The organism is Salmonella sp. 32070601201500089SM, assembly GCF_017573605.1.
GTDB lineage: Bacteria > Pseudomonadota > Gammaproteobacteria > Enterobacterales > Enterobacteriaceae > Salmonella > Salmonella enterica.
The window spans coordinates 225,126-237,788 of record NZ_JAGETK010000009.1 but is presented as its reverse complement, the minus strand read 5'-3'; the positions used below and the strand labels follow the sequence as shown (position 1 = coordinate 237,788).

At 52.7% G+C, this 12,663-nt stretch carries 15 protein-coding genes; 2 read left to right on the top strand and 13 right to left on the bottom strand.

What is annotated here, in order from left to right:
- The 9 genes from J4728_RS16085 to fkpA form a co-directional block, all read right to left on the bottom strand.
- A partial coding sequence (locus J4728_RS16085; protein WP_000031682.1) for a GTP-binding protein occupies nucleotides 1-286 on the bottom strand: 286 nt, incomplete at its 3' end.
- 71 nt (nucleotides 287-357) lie between these two features.
- On the bottom strand, nucleotides 358-2,472 hold the full coding sequence (fusA, locus tag J4728_RS16080) for an elongation factor G (RefSeq protein WP_000124693.1): 2,115 nt from the start codon (nucleotides 2,470-2,472) through the stop codon (nucleotides 358-360).
- A 96-nt stretch (nucleotides 2,473-2,568) separates the two neighbouring features.
- The gene (gene rpsG / locus J4728_RS16075; protein WP_001138043.1) at nucleotides 2,569-3,039 is read right to left on the bottom strand and encodes a 30S ribosomal protein S7; all 471 of its coding nucleotides are present in this window, start codon (nucleotides 3,037-3,039) and stop codon (nucleotides 2,569-2,571) included.
- A 95-nt stretch (nucleotides 3,040-3,134) separates the two neighbouring features.
- Nucleotides 3,135-3,509 (bottom strand): 30S ribosomal protein S12, encoded by a 375-nt coding sequence (gene rpsL / locus J4728_RS16070; RefSeq protein ID WP_000246815.1) that lies wholly within the window; start codon nucleotides 3,507-3,509, stop codon nucleotides 3,135-3,137.
- Nucleotides 3,510-3,634: 125 nt separating this feature from the next.
- Nucleotides 3,635-3,922 carry a sulfurtransferase complex subunit TusB gene (tusB, locus tag J4728_RS16065; RefSeq protein WP_000903400.1) on the bottom strand — a complete coding sequence of 96 codons (288 nt, stop codon included), beginning with the start codon at nucleotides 3,920-3,922 and terminating at the stop codon, nucleotides 3,635-3,637.
- Between the two features lie 7 nt (nucleotides 3,923-3,929).
- Nucleotides 3,930-4,286: a sulfurtransferase complex subunit TusC gene (gene tusC / locus J4728_RS16060; RefSeq protein WP_079828452.1), complete on the bottom strand. Its 357-nt coding sequence runs from the start codon at nucleotides 4,284-4,286 to the stop codon at nucleotides 3,930-3,932.
- Nucleotides 4,286-4,672 carry a sulfurtransferase complex subunit TusD gene (gene tusD, locus J4728_RS16055; RefSeq protein ID WP_001268010.1) on the bottom strand — a complete coding sequence of 129 codons (387 nt, stop codon included), beginning with the start codon at nucleotides 4,670-4,672 and terminating at the stop codon, nucleotides 4,286-4,288. The genes tusC and tusD overlap by 1 nt, the downstream gene beginning before the upstream one ends.
- Complete coding sequence (locus J4728_RS16050) at nucleotides 4,672-5,394, bottom strand: transcriptional regulator (RefSeq protein WP_000091471.1); 723 nt, start codon at nucleotides 5,392-5,394, stop codon at nucleotides 4,672-4,674. Before J4728_RS16050 ends, tusD begins: the two co-directional genes overlap by 1 nt.
- 276 nt (nucleotides 5,395-5,670) lie before the next feature.
- Nucleotides 5,671-6,489, bottom strand: coding sequence for an FKBP-type peptidyl-prolyl cis-trans isomerase (gene fkpA / locus J4728_RS16045; RefSeq protein WP_000838225.1), 819 nt, complete (start codon nucleotides 6,487-6,489; stop codon nucleotides 5,671-5,673).
- A gap of 219 nt (nucleotides 6,490-6,708) precedes the next feature.
- Between fkpA and J4728_RS16040 the strand changes: the two genes are divergently transcribed.
- Nucleotides 6,709-6,927, top strand: coding sequence for a protein SlyX (locus J4728_RS16040; protein ID WP_001152701.1), 219 nt, complete (start codon nucleotides 6,709-6,711; stop codon nucleotides 6,925-6,927).
- A 189-nt stretch (nucleotides 6,928-7,116) separates the two neighbouring features.
- Here the strand turns inward: J4728_RS16040 and slyD are convergent, their stop codons facing one another.
- The 4 genes from slyD to kefG all read right to left on the bottom strand — a co-directional run bounded on the left by slyD (nucleotide 7,117) and on the right by kefG (nucleotide 10,369).
- Nucleotides 7,117-7,707, bottom strand: coding sequence for a peptidylprolyl isomerase (gene slyD, locus J4728_RS16035; RefSeq protein WP_000861341.1), 591 nt, complete (start codon nucleotides 7,705-7,707; stop codon nucleotides 7,117-7,119).
- Between the two features lie 94 nt (nucleotides 7,708-7,801).
- Nucleotides 7,802-8,002, bottom strand: coding sequence for a YheV family putative zinc ribbon protein (locus tag J4728_RS16030; RefSeq protein WP_001007735.1), 201 nt, complete (start codon nucleotides 8,000-8,002; stop codon nucleotides 7,802-7,804).
- Nucleotides 8,003-8,012: 10 nt separating this feature from the next.
- Nucleotides 8,013-9,818, bottom strand: a complete 1,806-nt coding sequence (gene kefB, locus J4728_RS16025; RefSeq protein WP_000398133.1) for a glutathione-regulated potassium-efflux system protein KefB — start codon at nucleotides 9,816-9,818, stop codon at nucleotides 8,013-8,015.
- Nucleotides 9,818-10,369 (bottom strand): glutathione-regulated potassium-efflux system ancillary protein KefG, encoded by a 552-nt coding sequence (kefG, locus tag J4728_RS16020; protein WP_000081820.1) that lies wholly within the window; start codon nucleotides 10,367-10,369, stop codon nucleotides 9,818-9,820. The genes kefB and kefG overlap by 1 nt, the downstream gene beginning before the upstream one ends.
- A 265-nt stretch (nucleotides 10,370-10,634) precedes the next feature.
- Between kefG and J4728_RS16015 the strand changes: the two genes are divergently transcribed.
- On the top strand, nucleotides 10,635-12,542 hold the full coding sequence (locus J4728_RS16015; RefSeq protein ID WP_000634765.1) for an ABC transporter ATP-binding protein: 1,908 nt from the start codon (nucleotides 10,635-10,637) through the stop codon (nucleotides 12,540-12,542).
- The last annotated feature ends 121 nt before the right edge of the window (nucleotides 12,543-12,663 follow it).

Sequence of the window (12,663 nt, the reverse complement as noted above, 5' to 3'; positions counted from 1 at the left end):
CACCGGTGATCATGTTTTTAACATAGTCGGCGTGCCCCGGGCAGTCTACGTGTGCGTAGTGGCGGGTCGGGGTATCGTATTCAACGTGAGAAGTGTTGATGGTGATACCACGCGCTTTTTCTTCCGGAGCGTTATCGATCTGGTCGAATGCACGAGCAGCACCGCCGTAGGTTTTAGCCAGTACGGTGGTGATTGCAGCGGTCAGGGTAGTTTTACCGTGGTCAACGTGGCCGATGGTGCCGACGTTAACGTGCGGTTTTGTACGTTCAAATTTTTCTTTAGACACGGCTATATTCCTTACTATAGCGCTCTCCCCTTCAGGAGAGAGCACGGGATTTTGGTTTTTAACCCTGCGGCTTATTTACCACGGGCTTCGATTACGGCCTGAGCAACGTTGTTCGGCGCATCATCATACTTCAGGAATTCCATAGTGTACGATGCGCGACCTTTGGTCAGAGAACGCAGCTGAGTTGCATATCCGAACATTTCAGACAGCGGTACTTCAGCGTGGATCTTAACGCCTGTAACTTCAGATTCCTGACCTTTGAGCATACCACGACGGCGGCTAAGGTCGCCGATAACGTCACCGGTATTCTCTTCAGGTGTTTCTACTTCAACCTTCATGATCGGCTCAAGCAGAACTGGTTTTGCTTTCTTAAAGCCTTCTTTAAAGGCGATAGACGCAGCCAGTTTAAACGCCAGCTCAGAGGAGTCAACGTCATGGTAAGAACCGAAGTGCAGACGCACACCGAGATCAACTACCGGATAACCCGCCAGCGGGCCAGATTTCAGCTGCTCCTGGATGCCTTTATCAACGGCCGGGATGTATTCGCCAGGAATTACACCACCTTTGATGTCGTTGATGAACTCGTAACCTTTCGGGTTAGAGCCCGGCTCCAGCGGGTACATGTCGATAACAACATGACCATACTGACCGCGACCACCAGACTGTTTCGCGTGTTTACCTTCGATGTCGGTAACTTTCGCGCGAATCGCTTCGCGGTAAGCAACCTGAGGTTTACCCACGTTAGCTTCAACGTTGAATTCACGCTTCATACGGTCAACGATGATATCCAGGTGAAGTTCACCCATACCAGCGATGATGGTCTGGTTAGATTCTTCATCAGTCCATACGCGGAATGACGGGTCTTCTTTCGCCAGACGGCCCAGAGCCAGACCCATTTTTTCCTGGTCAGCTTTGGTTTTCGGTTCTACCGCGATGGAGATTACCGGCTCAGGGAATTCCATACGTTCCAGAATGATCGGGTTTTCCGGATCACACAGGGTGTCACCGGTAGTCACGTCTTTCAGGCCGATAGCAGCCGCAATGTCGCCCGCGCGAACTTCTTTGATCTCTTCACGTTTGTTGGCGTGCATCTGAACGATACGACCGAAACGCTCACGTGCGGTTTTCACGGAGTTCAGTACGGTATCACCAGAGTTAACCACACCGGAGTACACACGGAAGAAGGTCAGGTTACCCACAAACGGGTCGGTAGCGATTTTGAACGCCAGCGCAGAGAACGGCTCGTCGTCGCTTGCGTGACGCTCAGCCGGAGTATCTTTACCGTCGTCCAGAATACCGTTGATCGCAGGTACGTCTACCGGGGATGGCAGGTAATCAATTACCGCATCCAGCATCGCCTGAACACCTTTGTTCTTAAATGCAGAACCACAGGTTACCAGGATGATTTCGTTGTTCAGAACGCGCTGACGCAGAGCTTGTTTGATCTCTTCTTCAGTCAGTTCTTCACCACCCAGGTATTTTTCCATCAGCTCTTCAGAAGCTTCTGCGGCGGACTCGATCAGGTTCTGGTGCCATTCGTTAGCCAGGTCCTGCATGTCAGCCGGGATATCTTCGTATTCGAAGGTAACGCCCTGGTCGGCATCGTTCCAGTTGATGGCTTTCATTTTCACCAGGTCAACAACGCCGGTGAAACCTTCTTCAGCACCAATTGCCAGCTGCAGCGGAACCGGGTTCGCGCCCAGACGGGTTTTGATCTGACCAACAACTTTCAGGAAGTTCGCGCCCATGCGGTCCATTTTGTTAACGAACGCAATGCGCGGAACTTTGTATTTGTTTGCCTGACGCCATACGGTTTCAGACTGCGGCTGAACACCACCAACTGCGCAGTAAACCATTACCGCACCATCGAGAACACGCATGGAACGTTCTACTTCGATAGTGAAGTCAACGTGCCCCGGGGTGTCGATGATGTTGATGCGATGCGGTTCATACTGCTTAGCCATACCAGACCAGAATGCAGTAGTCGCTGCGGAGGTGATAGTAATACCACGCTCCTGCTCCTGCTCCATCCAGTCCATGGTAGCTGCGCCGTCATGAACTTCACCGATTTTGTGGTTTACACCGGTGTAGAACAGAATACGTTCGGTAGTAGTGGTTTTACCGGCGTCGATGTGCGCACTGATACCGATATTACGGTAGCGTGCGATGGGTGTTGTACGAGCCATTTGATTCCTCGTTGATATCTTTAGGCGTTCAGTTAAGTTATCCAAAACGGGCGACTTACCTGAAGCGCCCGCCTGGTGACTATGACTCCGAAGGGATTACCAACGGTAGTGTGCGAACGCCTTGTTGGCTTCTGCCATACGGTGAACGTCTTCACGTTTCTTAACTGCAGTACCTTTGTTTTCTGCAGCGTCAGAAAGTTCGTTCGCCAGGCGCAGAGCCATGGATTTATCACCGCGTTTACGAGCAGCTTCTACGATCCAACGCATTGCCAGAGCATTACGACGGACCGGACGGACTTCAACTGGTACCTGATAAGTAGAACCACCTACACGGCGGGATTTAACTTCTACAGTCGGGCGAACGTTTTCGAGAGCGACTTCGAAAGCTTCCAGTTCAGATTTACCAGAACGCTGAGCCAGGGTCTCCAGCGCGCTGTATACGATTGATTCTGCAGTAGATTTTTTACCATCTACCATCAGGATATTGACAAATTTAGCCAGCAGTTCTGATCCGAACTTCGGATCCGGCAGAATTTTACGCTGACCAATGACGCGACGACGTGGCATGGAAATACTCCGTTGTTAATTCAGGATTGTCCAAAACTCTACGAGTTTAGTTTGACATTAATTTAAAACGTTTGGCCTTACTTAACGGAGAACCATTAAGCCTTAGGACGCTTCACGCCGTACTTAGAACGAGCTTGCTTACGGTCTTTAACGCCGGAGCAGTCAAGCGCGCCACGAACGGTGTGGTAACGAACACCCGGGAGGTCTTTAACACGACCGCCACGGATCAGGATCACGGAGTGCTCCTGCAGGTTGTGACCTTCACCACCGATGTAGGAAGTCACTTCAAAACCGTTAGTCAGACGAACACGGCAAACTTTACGCAGTGCGGAGTTCGGTTTTTTAGGAGTGGTAGTATATACACGAGTACATACGCCACGTTTTTGCGGGCATGCTTCCAGCGCAGGCACGTTGCTTTTCGCAACTTTGCGAGCACGTGGTTTGCGTACCAGCTGGTTAACTGTTGCCATTAAATAGCTCCTGGTTTTAGCTTTTGCTTCGTAAACACGTAATAAAACGCCCTCACACAATATGAGGACGCCGAATTTTAGGGCGGTGTCGAAAAGGTGTCAAGAAATATACAACGATCCCGCCATCACCAGGCCATCTGGTTGGCATACTTAACCGTGAGTCTGACAAACTCAGTATAGTCAACCCTGACGACACTGTCTGAAATTTGACCACCCAGGCCGCGGGCGTCAATGTCTTCTTTCAAGGCATAGACTGTTATGGGGGCATCGCGCAGACTTTCAAGGAAGCGGTTACCTTCAATCGCGACGGTAACGCCATCCTGGAGCAACAAAAGCGCATCGCCCTCTTTTAGCAGGCGCAGCAAAGCGGGAAAATCAACGCTCGAAGCGCAATGAGGTAAGGTATGCAGCATAAACGCCTCAGAATTTTAGGATGACATCATAGTTGCCAAGCTCGCGGCGTAACGCCACGGGTTCCAGCGGCGTGGCGTCTACCACAAAATTAACGTTCTCCAGACCACGCTCGCGCAGCGATGCCGCGCAGATCCAGCATTGATCAATATCGTACAAATCAAAGAGCTTGAAAGTAGCAATATAGTCACGCGCCAGCACAGCGTCTGGTTTTTGTCCTGGTAATAACTGAAAGACGCCGTCGCTGATAAAAAAGACGCCCAGCGCTTCCGTTAGCGCTGACGTCGCCAGCAGCGCATCCAGCCCTTCACGACCTGAGGCGCTACCGTGCGGCGCGGTGGAAAAGACAAATGCAATACGTTTCATTAAAACTGCACCACCCGATCGCAGGTGAGAGAAGCCTCCGCCAGCGCGCCCAGGCCGCTTAGCGTAAAGCCCGGCTGAAGATTGGCGGACGGCAACGCCAGTCTGCCGGCTTCAGTTTCATCAATAATACCGCGACGAAGCGCCGCCGCGACACAGATGTTCAGCGCTACGCCATGCTGCGTATTCAATTTCTGCCAGGCGCGTACCAGATCATATTCATCGCTCGCCGGCGAGGTCAGGAGATTGGCGTTATAGACACCTTCCCGATAGAAAAAGACGCTGGCTAACTCATGCCCCTCATTGAGCAGCGCGTGGGCGAACTGCAGTGCGCTGCTGGCCTGCTGGGTGCCATATGCCGGCCCGGTGACCATAATGGCATAACGCATTATTTATCCTGCCCCTGAAAATCGCCGCTTTTGAACTGGCGAATATAGAGGTAAACCGTGTGTTTTGAGATATTCAGACGATCGGCTACCTGGTTAATGGCGTCTTTAATATCGAAAATGCCTTTTTCGTACAGGTTAAGGACGATCTGACGATTTTTCGCATTGTTAGAGACATTACGATCGGCATTCACTTCTTCGATCGTGAACTCCAGCGTCTGGGTGACTAAATCTTCGACTGAGGAGGCAAAATTAACCGCTGAGCCGACTTCCGGCGTTTCCGGCGGAATAAAGGTATTCATAATCTGTGAAAATGGCACATCAAGATTCATGTTGATGCACAGTAGACCAATGACGCGCTGCTCGCGGTTGCGAATGGCAATCGTCAACGACTTCATCAAGACACCGCTTTTCGCGCGCGTGAAATAGCATTTCGACACGCTACTGTCCGCCCCTGTCATGTCGTGCAACATACGCAACGCCAGGTCGGTAATCGGCGAGCCAATTTTACGGCCCGTATGTTCGCCATTGGCAATACGAATGGCTGAACATTTTAGATCCTGCAAAGAGTGCAATACGATTTCACAATGGGAACCTATAAGCATCGCTAACCCGTCCACTACCGCTTCGTAGGATTTCAGAATATCGAAGTCGGTTTGCTCGAAGGGACGCTGATCCAGCAAATCAAGTTCACTGGTTTCGTTGGTTAAAAGCGACCTGGACATGAAAAAAAACACTCCTTTTCAGGAGCCTGTCGTTATGTTTTCAGGGCAGGCTCATTATTTACGCGGATGATTAAATTAATACAGTGAGGGTTCATCTTTCCAGTACTAATTTGCTCGTCTATTTCAGACTACGTGTGCGTTGGCGGTCATTCAGCCTACGGTCTCGCCCTTAACGACCAGCGCAAGCGCCGTTATCCGCAAATCAAATTATGGTGAGTAATATATCCGGCCTGAATAAAAAAAACCGCCGCTATTACAAGCGGCGGCTCTCAGTTTTTATTTTTTAGCAGCATCTGCGGCTTTAGCGTCAGCCGCATCGGCAGGTTTAGCATCCGCTTTCGGCGCTGGTTTGATATCCAGCAGCTCTACGTCGAATACCAGGGTGGAGTTCGCCGGGATACCCGGAACGCCCGTTTTACCGTAGGCCAGCGCCGGTGGGATAACCAGCTTGATCTTGCCGCCTTTCTTAATATTTTTCAGGCCTTCAGTCCAGCCAGGGATAACGCCGTCCAGACGGAAGGAGAGCGGTTCGCCGCGCGTGTAAGAGTTATCAAACTCTTTACCGTCGATCAGCGTACCTTTGTAGTTCACCACAACGGTATCGCTATCTTTCGGCGCCTCGCCTGTGCCTTCTTTCTCTACTTTGTAAAGCAGACCGGTAGAGGAGGTTTTCACGCCTTTCTCTTTAGCAAAAGCGTCACGGAACGTTTTACCTTTTGCTTCGTTATCGGCAGCGTCTTTTTCCATCTTCGCCTGAGCAGCGCTCTTCACACGTGCTTCAAACGTCTGCAGCGTTTGCTCAATTTCCTGATCGGACAGTTTGCTCTTATCGGCAAAGGCATCCTGAACGCCGGCAATCAACTGATCTTTATCCAGTTTGATGCCCAACTTTTCCTGCTCTTTAAGCGAATTTTCCATGTAACGACCCAGCGAGGCGCCCAGCGCATAAGCCGCTTTTTGATCGTCGTTTTTAAATGCTGCTTTGCTATCAGCGGTAGCTGCCGGTTTCGCCGCATCAGCAGCAAAAGTGATCGGTGCGTGCATAGCAACGGCCATCGTCGTTGCCAGCAGCGTGGCTTTAAACAGTGATTTCATCCATATCTCCAGGGCCGGGGCATCTCGCCCCATGTTAACTTACGTAAGAAGCGTACTATAAATCGTTGCAGAACAAATCAACATACGAACACGCCCTATTATCACTTCTTTTCAGACTCTTTTTGTTTAAATTAGTTTCGTAGGGCGCGTAATGGTTGCTGTGAAAGCCGGTAAAGTTAAGTAGAATCCGCCGACGGAGACAACATAAAGAGGTACATCATGCAGGATATCACGATGGAAGCTCGTCTGGCTGAACTGGAAAGCCGTCTGGCGTTCCAGGAGATTACCATAGAAGAACTAAACCTGACGGTAACCGCACATGAAATGGAGATGGCGAAGCTGCGCGATCATCTGCGTTTGCTCACGGAAAAGTTAAAAGCCAGTCAGCCGTCAAATATCGCCTCTCAGGCAGAAGAAACGCCGCCGCCGCATTATTGAGACGAAAAAAAAGCGGGGTTAACCCGCTTTTTTTTGTGCCCGATGATTTATCGAACCAATGATAATACCCTAAGGATTTCGAGTCACGGCAAGGCGGCAAGCTTGAAAATTCCCCGGGAGCATAGATAACTATGTGACCGGGGTTTGAAAGCGTAGCCAACACCGCGGTGGCTTGAAAGACGACGGGGATTAATGGCAACCGCAGCCGCCTTTACCACCACCACCGCAGCAGCCTTCGCCGCCGTGCTCGTGACCATGGTCATGACCATGACCGCCACAGCAGCCGTCTTCACCGTGATCGTGGTGGTGATCGTGCGCGCCGTGAACATGACCGTGAGCCAGTTCTTCTTCAGTCGCTTCACGAATCGCAACAACTTCTACGTTAAATTTCAGATTCTGGCCCGCCAGCATGTGGTTACCATCAACCACAACGTGATCGTCTTCCACTTCGGTAATCTCTACCGGTACCGGGCCCTGGTCGGTTTCCGCCAGGAAACGCATCCCTACCTGCAGTTCATCAACGCCCATAAAGACGTCTTTAGGCACACGCTGCACCAGATTTTCGTCATACTGGCCGTAAGCGTCGTTCGCGCCAACAGCGACATCAAATTTGTCGCCAACTTCATGGCCTTCCAGCGCGGTTTCCAGACCAGAGATCAGGGAGCCGTGACCGTGCAGGTAATCCAGCGGCGCACTCACCGGAGACTCATCAACCAACACACCGTCTTCTGTACGTACCTGATAGGCCAGGCTGACCACCAGGTCTTTTGCTACTTTCATGATATCTCCTGAGCATGGGAAGAATAGTGGCGCAGATTGTAGCGGAATTCTGCAGCCGTGTACCCCTTAGCTTAAAAAAACCTGCGGCATATCGCTAGTCCGGATGAAAAATCCCGATCACTTGCTCTTCTTTGCGAACATGCTCGCGAACGTCTTTATCCGCTTCCCGCATTTGATGCCCGCACTTAACGCATTCAACAATATCGACATTATTTTCACGCCACATCGCCATTGTGTCCTGCGCCTGACAGGCCGGACATTTCGCGCCTGCAATAAAACGTTTACGGATTGCCATTGTTTTACCCCTACTCAAATTCATCCCAGCCATCCAACTGGCGCCGTTCCTGTTGCATTTCGCGCTGAAAAATCTCCTCCAGCTCGCGTCGGGCCTCTCTGGCGCGCGAAATCTGTACCATGTCGCTATGCTCCGGGATCAGCTCCCGCAACATTCGCATATCCAGCCGGCGAAAATGCAACTGCGCGCGTTGCGCCTGATGCGGATGCATACCTAACGACACCAGAGTTTTACGTCCCAGTTCCAGCGCGCTGGAAAACGTTTCACGGGAAAACTGCGTGACGCCAGCCTGTAATAACTCATGGGCCTCCACACGTCCACGCGCTCGCGCAAGAATATGCAGATGAGGAAAATGCTGCTGACACAGCGCCACCAGCTTCATCGTGTCTTCCGGTTCATTACACGTGATGACTATCGACTCTGCCGCTTCCGCGCCCGCAGAACGCAGCAGCTCGACTTGTGTAGCGTCGCCGTAATACACTTTATAACCATATTTGCGCATCAGATTAACGGCGCCGATATCGCGTTCCAGCACGGTGATACGCATCTTATTTGCCATCAATAAGCGAGCGATCACCTGACCAAAACGGCCAAAGCCGACGACAATCACCTGGGGCTTATCATCCTCAACCCACGGCTTTTCATCATTCTCTTCCGGGCCATTAAGACGGCGCGATAACCACTTATCAATCCCTTTCATCAGTAGCGGCGTGGTCATCATTGATAATGTGACAGTCACCAATAATAACGCCATCTGATCGCCCTGAAACAGGCGCTGAGAAGAGGCGGTAGAAAAGAGCACAAAAGCGAACTCGCCCCCCTGACTCAGCACGCTGGCAAACTGCATCCGTTCAGAACTTCTTATTCCATATAGCCGCGCCAGCAGATACAGCGTCAGCATTTTTATGACGACCAGAATAACAACGCTCGCCGCCACCCACAGTAAATGGGTATAAAGTACGCCGAGATTTAGCGACATACCGACGGAGATAAAGAACAGCCCAAGCAGTAAACCTTTAAAGGGATCGATAGCGTTTTCCAGCTCATGCCGGTATTCGCTCTCTGCCAGTAAAACGCCGGCAATGAAGGTTCCCAGGGCCATCGACAGTCCCAGCGCGTCCATAAATAAGGCGGCGCTCAACACCAGCAACAGCGTCGCGGCAGTGAAGACCTCCCGCACGCCGGACGCAGCAATAAAACGAAATACCGGGCGCAACAGGTAGCGGCCGCCAATCAGCATTACCGCGAAAGCCAGTACCTTCATTGCCACTTTAAACCAGTCGAAATGCTCGTCGGCCGATCCCGCCAATAAAGGCACCAACGCCAGCGCGGGGATCACCGCTAAATCCTGAAACAGTAAGACGGAAAACCCTAACTGCCCGGACTCGCTACGATTCATGCCTTTCTCGCGCATCAGTTGTAGCGCCATCGCCGTCGAAGACATCGCCAGGCCAATCCCGCCGACGACCGCCGCCTGCCATAAGAAATCAGCAAGCATCAATAATCCCGCCAGCACCGCCGCGCTTAACAGCACCTGAGCAGCGCCGACGCCGAAGATAGAGCGCCGCAGTTGCCAAAGCCGTGACGGATTGAGTTCGAGACCAATGATAAACATCAGAAACACGACGCCCAGTTCGGAAAAGTGCAGGATCTCGTCAACATCGCTGATAAATCCCAGCCCCCACGGACCGATGGCGATTCCCGCCAGCAAATACCCTAGCACCGCGCCGATGCCCAGCCTCGCGGCCAGCGGCACCGCCGCTACCGCCGCGAAGAGGAACAACACTCCCGCGGTCAATAAATCAGCACCTTCCATCAATAGCCTCCCGCGCTCACAGGATTCGCCAGCCACTCGCCATAGGCTTTCGCATGACTGGCCAGCGTCTGCGGCGACTGGCGGCGCGCCCAGTACACAATAATGGGCGGCATCCAGTGCATCCGGCACATGGCCGCGGTCAGTTCAAAAGGGCGGAGTACATCGCTCATTGGATAGCGGTTTAGCGCGTCATACCGGTAAGCGCTCTCCGGCTCGCCGGTCGTAATCACGCTACGCCAGTACTTTCCCACCAGTTGGTTTCCCCCTGGTCCGCTGGCGAACCCCCGACTCAAAACGCGATCAAGCCATTCTTTCAGTAAAGCCGGACAGCTATAGGTGTAAAGGGGATGCTGAAAAACAATGACGTCGTGCTCACGTAACAGGGCTTGTTCATAGGGCGTGTCGATAAAAAAATCAGGATAGCGCGCATAAAGATCGTGCACGGTTACGTTATTGTGCTGTATGGCCGGTTTAAGCAGTACCCGGTTAGCAACCGAGTCCTGAGATTCCGGATGGGCATACAACAGCAAGACTTTCGCTGGCTGAGACATCAATCCCCCTCCCGGTTGTTTTGGGTCGATACATGCCATTCTTCAGGCCGCTTCTACGTTGACAGCGTTTGTTCAACTCAGAAACGTACTCCATGTCCGCCGCTGGGGATTAATGAGAGATATTCTTGTCCCTCACCAAAGGCGGCCTGAATGATTTTGTGTATCGTTGTTGTTTTGAGCTACCATTGCGCTCCAGCGCGGCGGTACGCCCGAATATTACATTATCATAATGATAAATTAACATAGTCTGAACATACGGCGCCTTATGATTGTTTTCTCCTCGTTACAAATTCGTCGCGGCGTGCGCGTCCTACTGGACAATGCCTCGGCTACCATTAATCCAGGCCAGAAAGTCGGCCTGGTGGGTAAAAACGGCTGCGGTAAATCTACCCTGCTGGCATTGCTAAAAAATGAAATCAGCGCCGATGCCGGGAGTTTTACCCTGCCCGGAACCTGGCAATTAGCGTGGGTGAATCAGGAAACACCTGCGTTGCCTCAGCCAGCGATTGAGTATGTCATTGACGGCGACCGTGAATACCGGCAGCTGGAGGCGCAGCTTAACGACGCCAACGAACGTAACGACGGACATGCTATCGCCTCCATACATGGCAAGCTGGACGCCATCGACGCATGGACCGTTCGTTCGCGCGCCGCCAGCCTGCTACACGGTCTCGGCTTCTCTAACGATCAGCTGGAACGTCCGGTCAGCGACTTTTCCGGCGGCTGGCGGATGCGCCTTAACCTGGCCCAGGCGCTGATTTGCCGTTCCGATTTACTGCTGCTCGACGAACCGACCAACCACCTCGATCTGGATGCCGTCATCTGGCTGGAAAAATGGCTGAAGAGCTATCCGGGCACCCTGATTCTGATCTCCCACGATCGCGATTTTCTTGACCCGATAGTGGATAAAATTATCCATATCGAACAGCAGACTCTGTTCGAGTACACCGGCAACTACAGCGCGTTTGAAGTTCAGCGCGCCACGCGCCTGGCGCAGCAGCAGGCGATGTATGAGAGTCAGCAGGAGCGTGTGGCGCATCTGCAAAGCTACATCGACCGTTTCCGCGCCAAGGCCACCAAGGCCAAGCAGGCGCAAAGCCGTATCAAGATGCTGGAGCGTATGGAGTTGATTGCGCCGGCTCATGTCGACAACCCGTTCCATTTCAGCTTCCGCGCGCCGGAAAGCCTGCCGAACCCGCTGCTGAAGATGGAAAAAGTCAGCGCAGGTTATGGCGATCGCATCATTCTGGAATCCATCAAGCTGAACCTGGTGCCCGGCTCGCGTATCGGCCTGCTGGGCCGCAACGGCGCGGGGAAATCGACGCTGATCAAGCTGCTGGCGGGCGAACTGGAACCGTTGCACGGTGAAATCGGCCTCGCCAAAGGCATTAAGCTCGGCTACTTCGCCCAGCACCAACTGGAGTTCCTGCGCGCGGATGAATCCCCGTTGCAACATATGGCGCGTCTGGCGCCGCAGGAACTGGAGCAGAAGCTGCGCGACTATCTCGGCGGCTTCGGTTTCCAGGGCGACAAAGTAACGGAAGAGACGCAACGCTTCTCTGGCGGCGAGAAAGCGCGTCTGGTGCTGGCGCTGATCGTCTGGCAGCGTCCAAACCTGCTGCTGCTCGATGAACCGACCAACCACCTGGATCTCGACATGCGTCAGGCGCTCACCGAAGCGCTGATTGATTTTGAAGGCGCATTGGTCGTCGTGTCGCACGACCGCCACCTGATTCGCTCCACCACTGACGACCTCTATCTGGTTCACGACAAAAAGGTCGAACCGTTCGACGGCGACCTGGAAGATTATCAGCAGTGGCTGAGCGACGTGCAGAAGCAGGAAAACCAGGCCGACGACGCGCCGAAGGAAAACAACGCCAACAGCGCCCAGTCACGCAAAGATCAGAAGCGTCGCGAAGCCGAGCTACGCACTCTGACGCAGCCGCTGCGTAAAGAGATTACCCGTCTGGAAAAAGAGATGGAAAAGCTCAACGCCCAGTTAGCACAGGCGGAAGAGAAGCTTGGCGACAGCAGCCTGTATGACCCAAGCCGTAAAGCGGAGATGACCGAGTGTCTGCAACTGCAGGCCAGCGCCAAATCCGGGCTGGAAGAATGTGAAATGGCATGGCTTGAGGCGCAGGAGCAGCTTGAGCAGATGATGCAGAACGACTAAGAGCCTATCCCATTAGGCTATTTTATTCGCCATTTTAGGGCCGGGCAGTGCTCGAAATCCTCACGTACTATGTGTACGCTCCGGTTTCTGCGCGCTGTCCGGCCCCAAACTGGCTTCAACA

Excerpts from the sequence above, each read along its gene's own strand:
- fusA (WP_000124693.1), bottom strand. The coding sequence starts at position 2,472 with ATGGCTCGTACAACACCCATCGCACGCTACCGTAATATCGGTATCAGT.
- rpsG (WP_001138043.1), bottom strand. The coding sequence starts at position 3,039 with ATGCCACGTCGTCGCGTCATTGGTCAGCGTAAAATTCTGCCGGATCCG.
- rpsL (WP_000246815.1), bottom strand. The coding sequence starts at position 3,509 with ATGGCAACAGTTAACCAGCTGGTACGCAAACCACGTGCTCGCAAAGTT.
- tusB (WP_000903400.1), bottom strand. The coding sequence starts at position 3,922 with ATGCTGCATACCTTACCTCATTGCGCTTCGAGCGTTGATTTTCCCGCT.
- tusC (WP_079828452.1), bottom strand. The coding sequence starts at position 4,286 with ATGAAACGTATTGCATTTGTCTTTTCCACCGCGCCGCACGGTAGCGCC.
- tusD (WP_001268010.1), bottom strand. The coding sequence starts at position 4,672 with ATGCGTTATGCCATTATGGTCACCGGGCCGGCATATGGCACCCAGCAG.
- J4728_RS16050 (WP_000091471.1), bottom strand. The coding sequence starts at position 5,394 with ATGTCCAGGTCGCTTTTAACCAACGAAACCAGTGAACTTGATTTGCTG.
- fkpA (WP_000838225.1), bottom strand. The coding sequence starts at position 6,489 with ATGAAATCACTGTTTAAAGCCACGCTGCTGGCAACGACGATGGCCGTT.
- J4728_RS16040 (WP_001152701.1), top strand. The coding sequence starts at position 6,709 with ATGCAGGATATCACGATGGAAGCTCGTCTGGCTGAACTGGAAAGCCGT.
- slyD (WP_000861341.1), bottom strand. The coding sequence starts at position 7,707 with ATGAAAGTAGCAAAAGACCTGGTGGTCAGCCTGGCCTATCAGGTACGT.
- J4728_RS16030 (WP_001007735.1), bottom strand. The coding sequence starts at position 8,002 with ATGGCAATCCGTAAACGTTTTATTGCAGGCGCGAAATGTCCGGCCTGT.
- kefB (WP_000398133.1), bottom strand. The coding sequence starts at position 9,818 with ATGGAAGGTGCTGATTTATTGACCGCGGGAGTGTTGTTCCTCTTCGCG.
- kefG (WP_000081820.1), bottom strand. The coding sequence starts at position 10,369 with ATGTCTCAGCCAGCGAAAGTCTTGCTGTTGTATGCCCATCCGGAATCT.
- J4728_RS16015 (WP_000634765.1), top strand. The coding sequence starts at position 10,635 with ATGATTGTTTTCTCCTCGTTACAAATTCGTCGCGGCGTGCGCGTCCTA.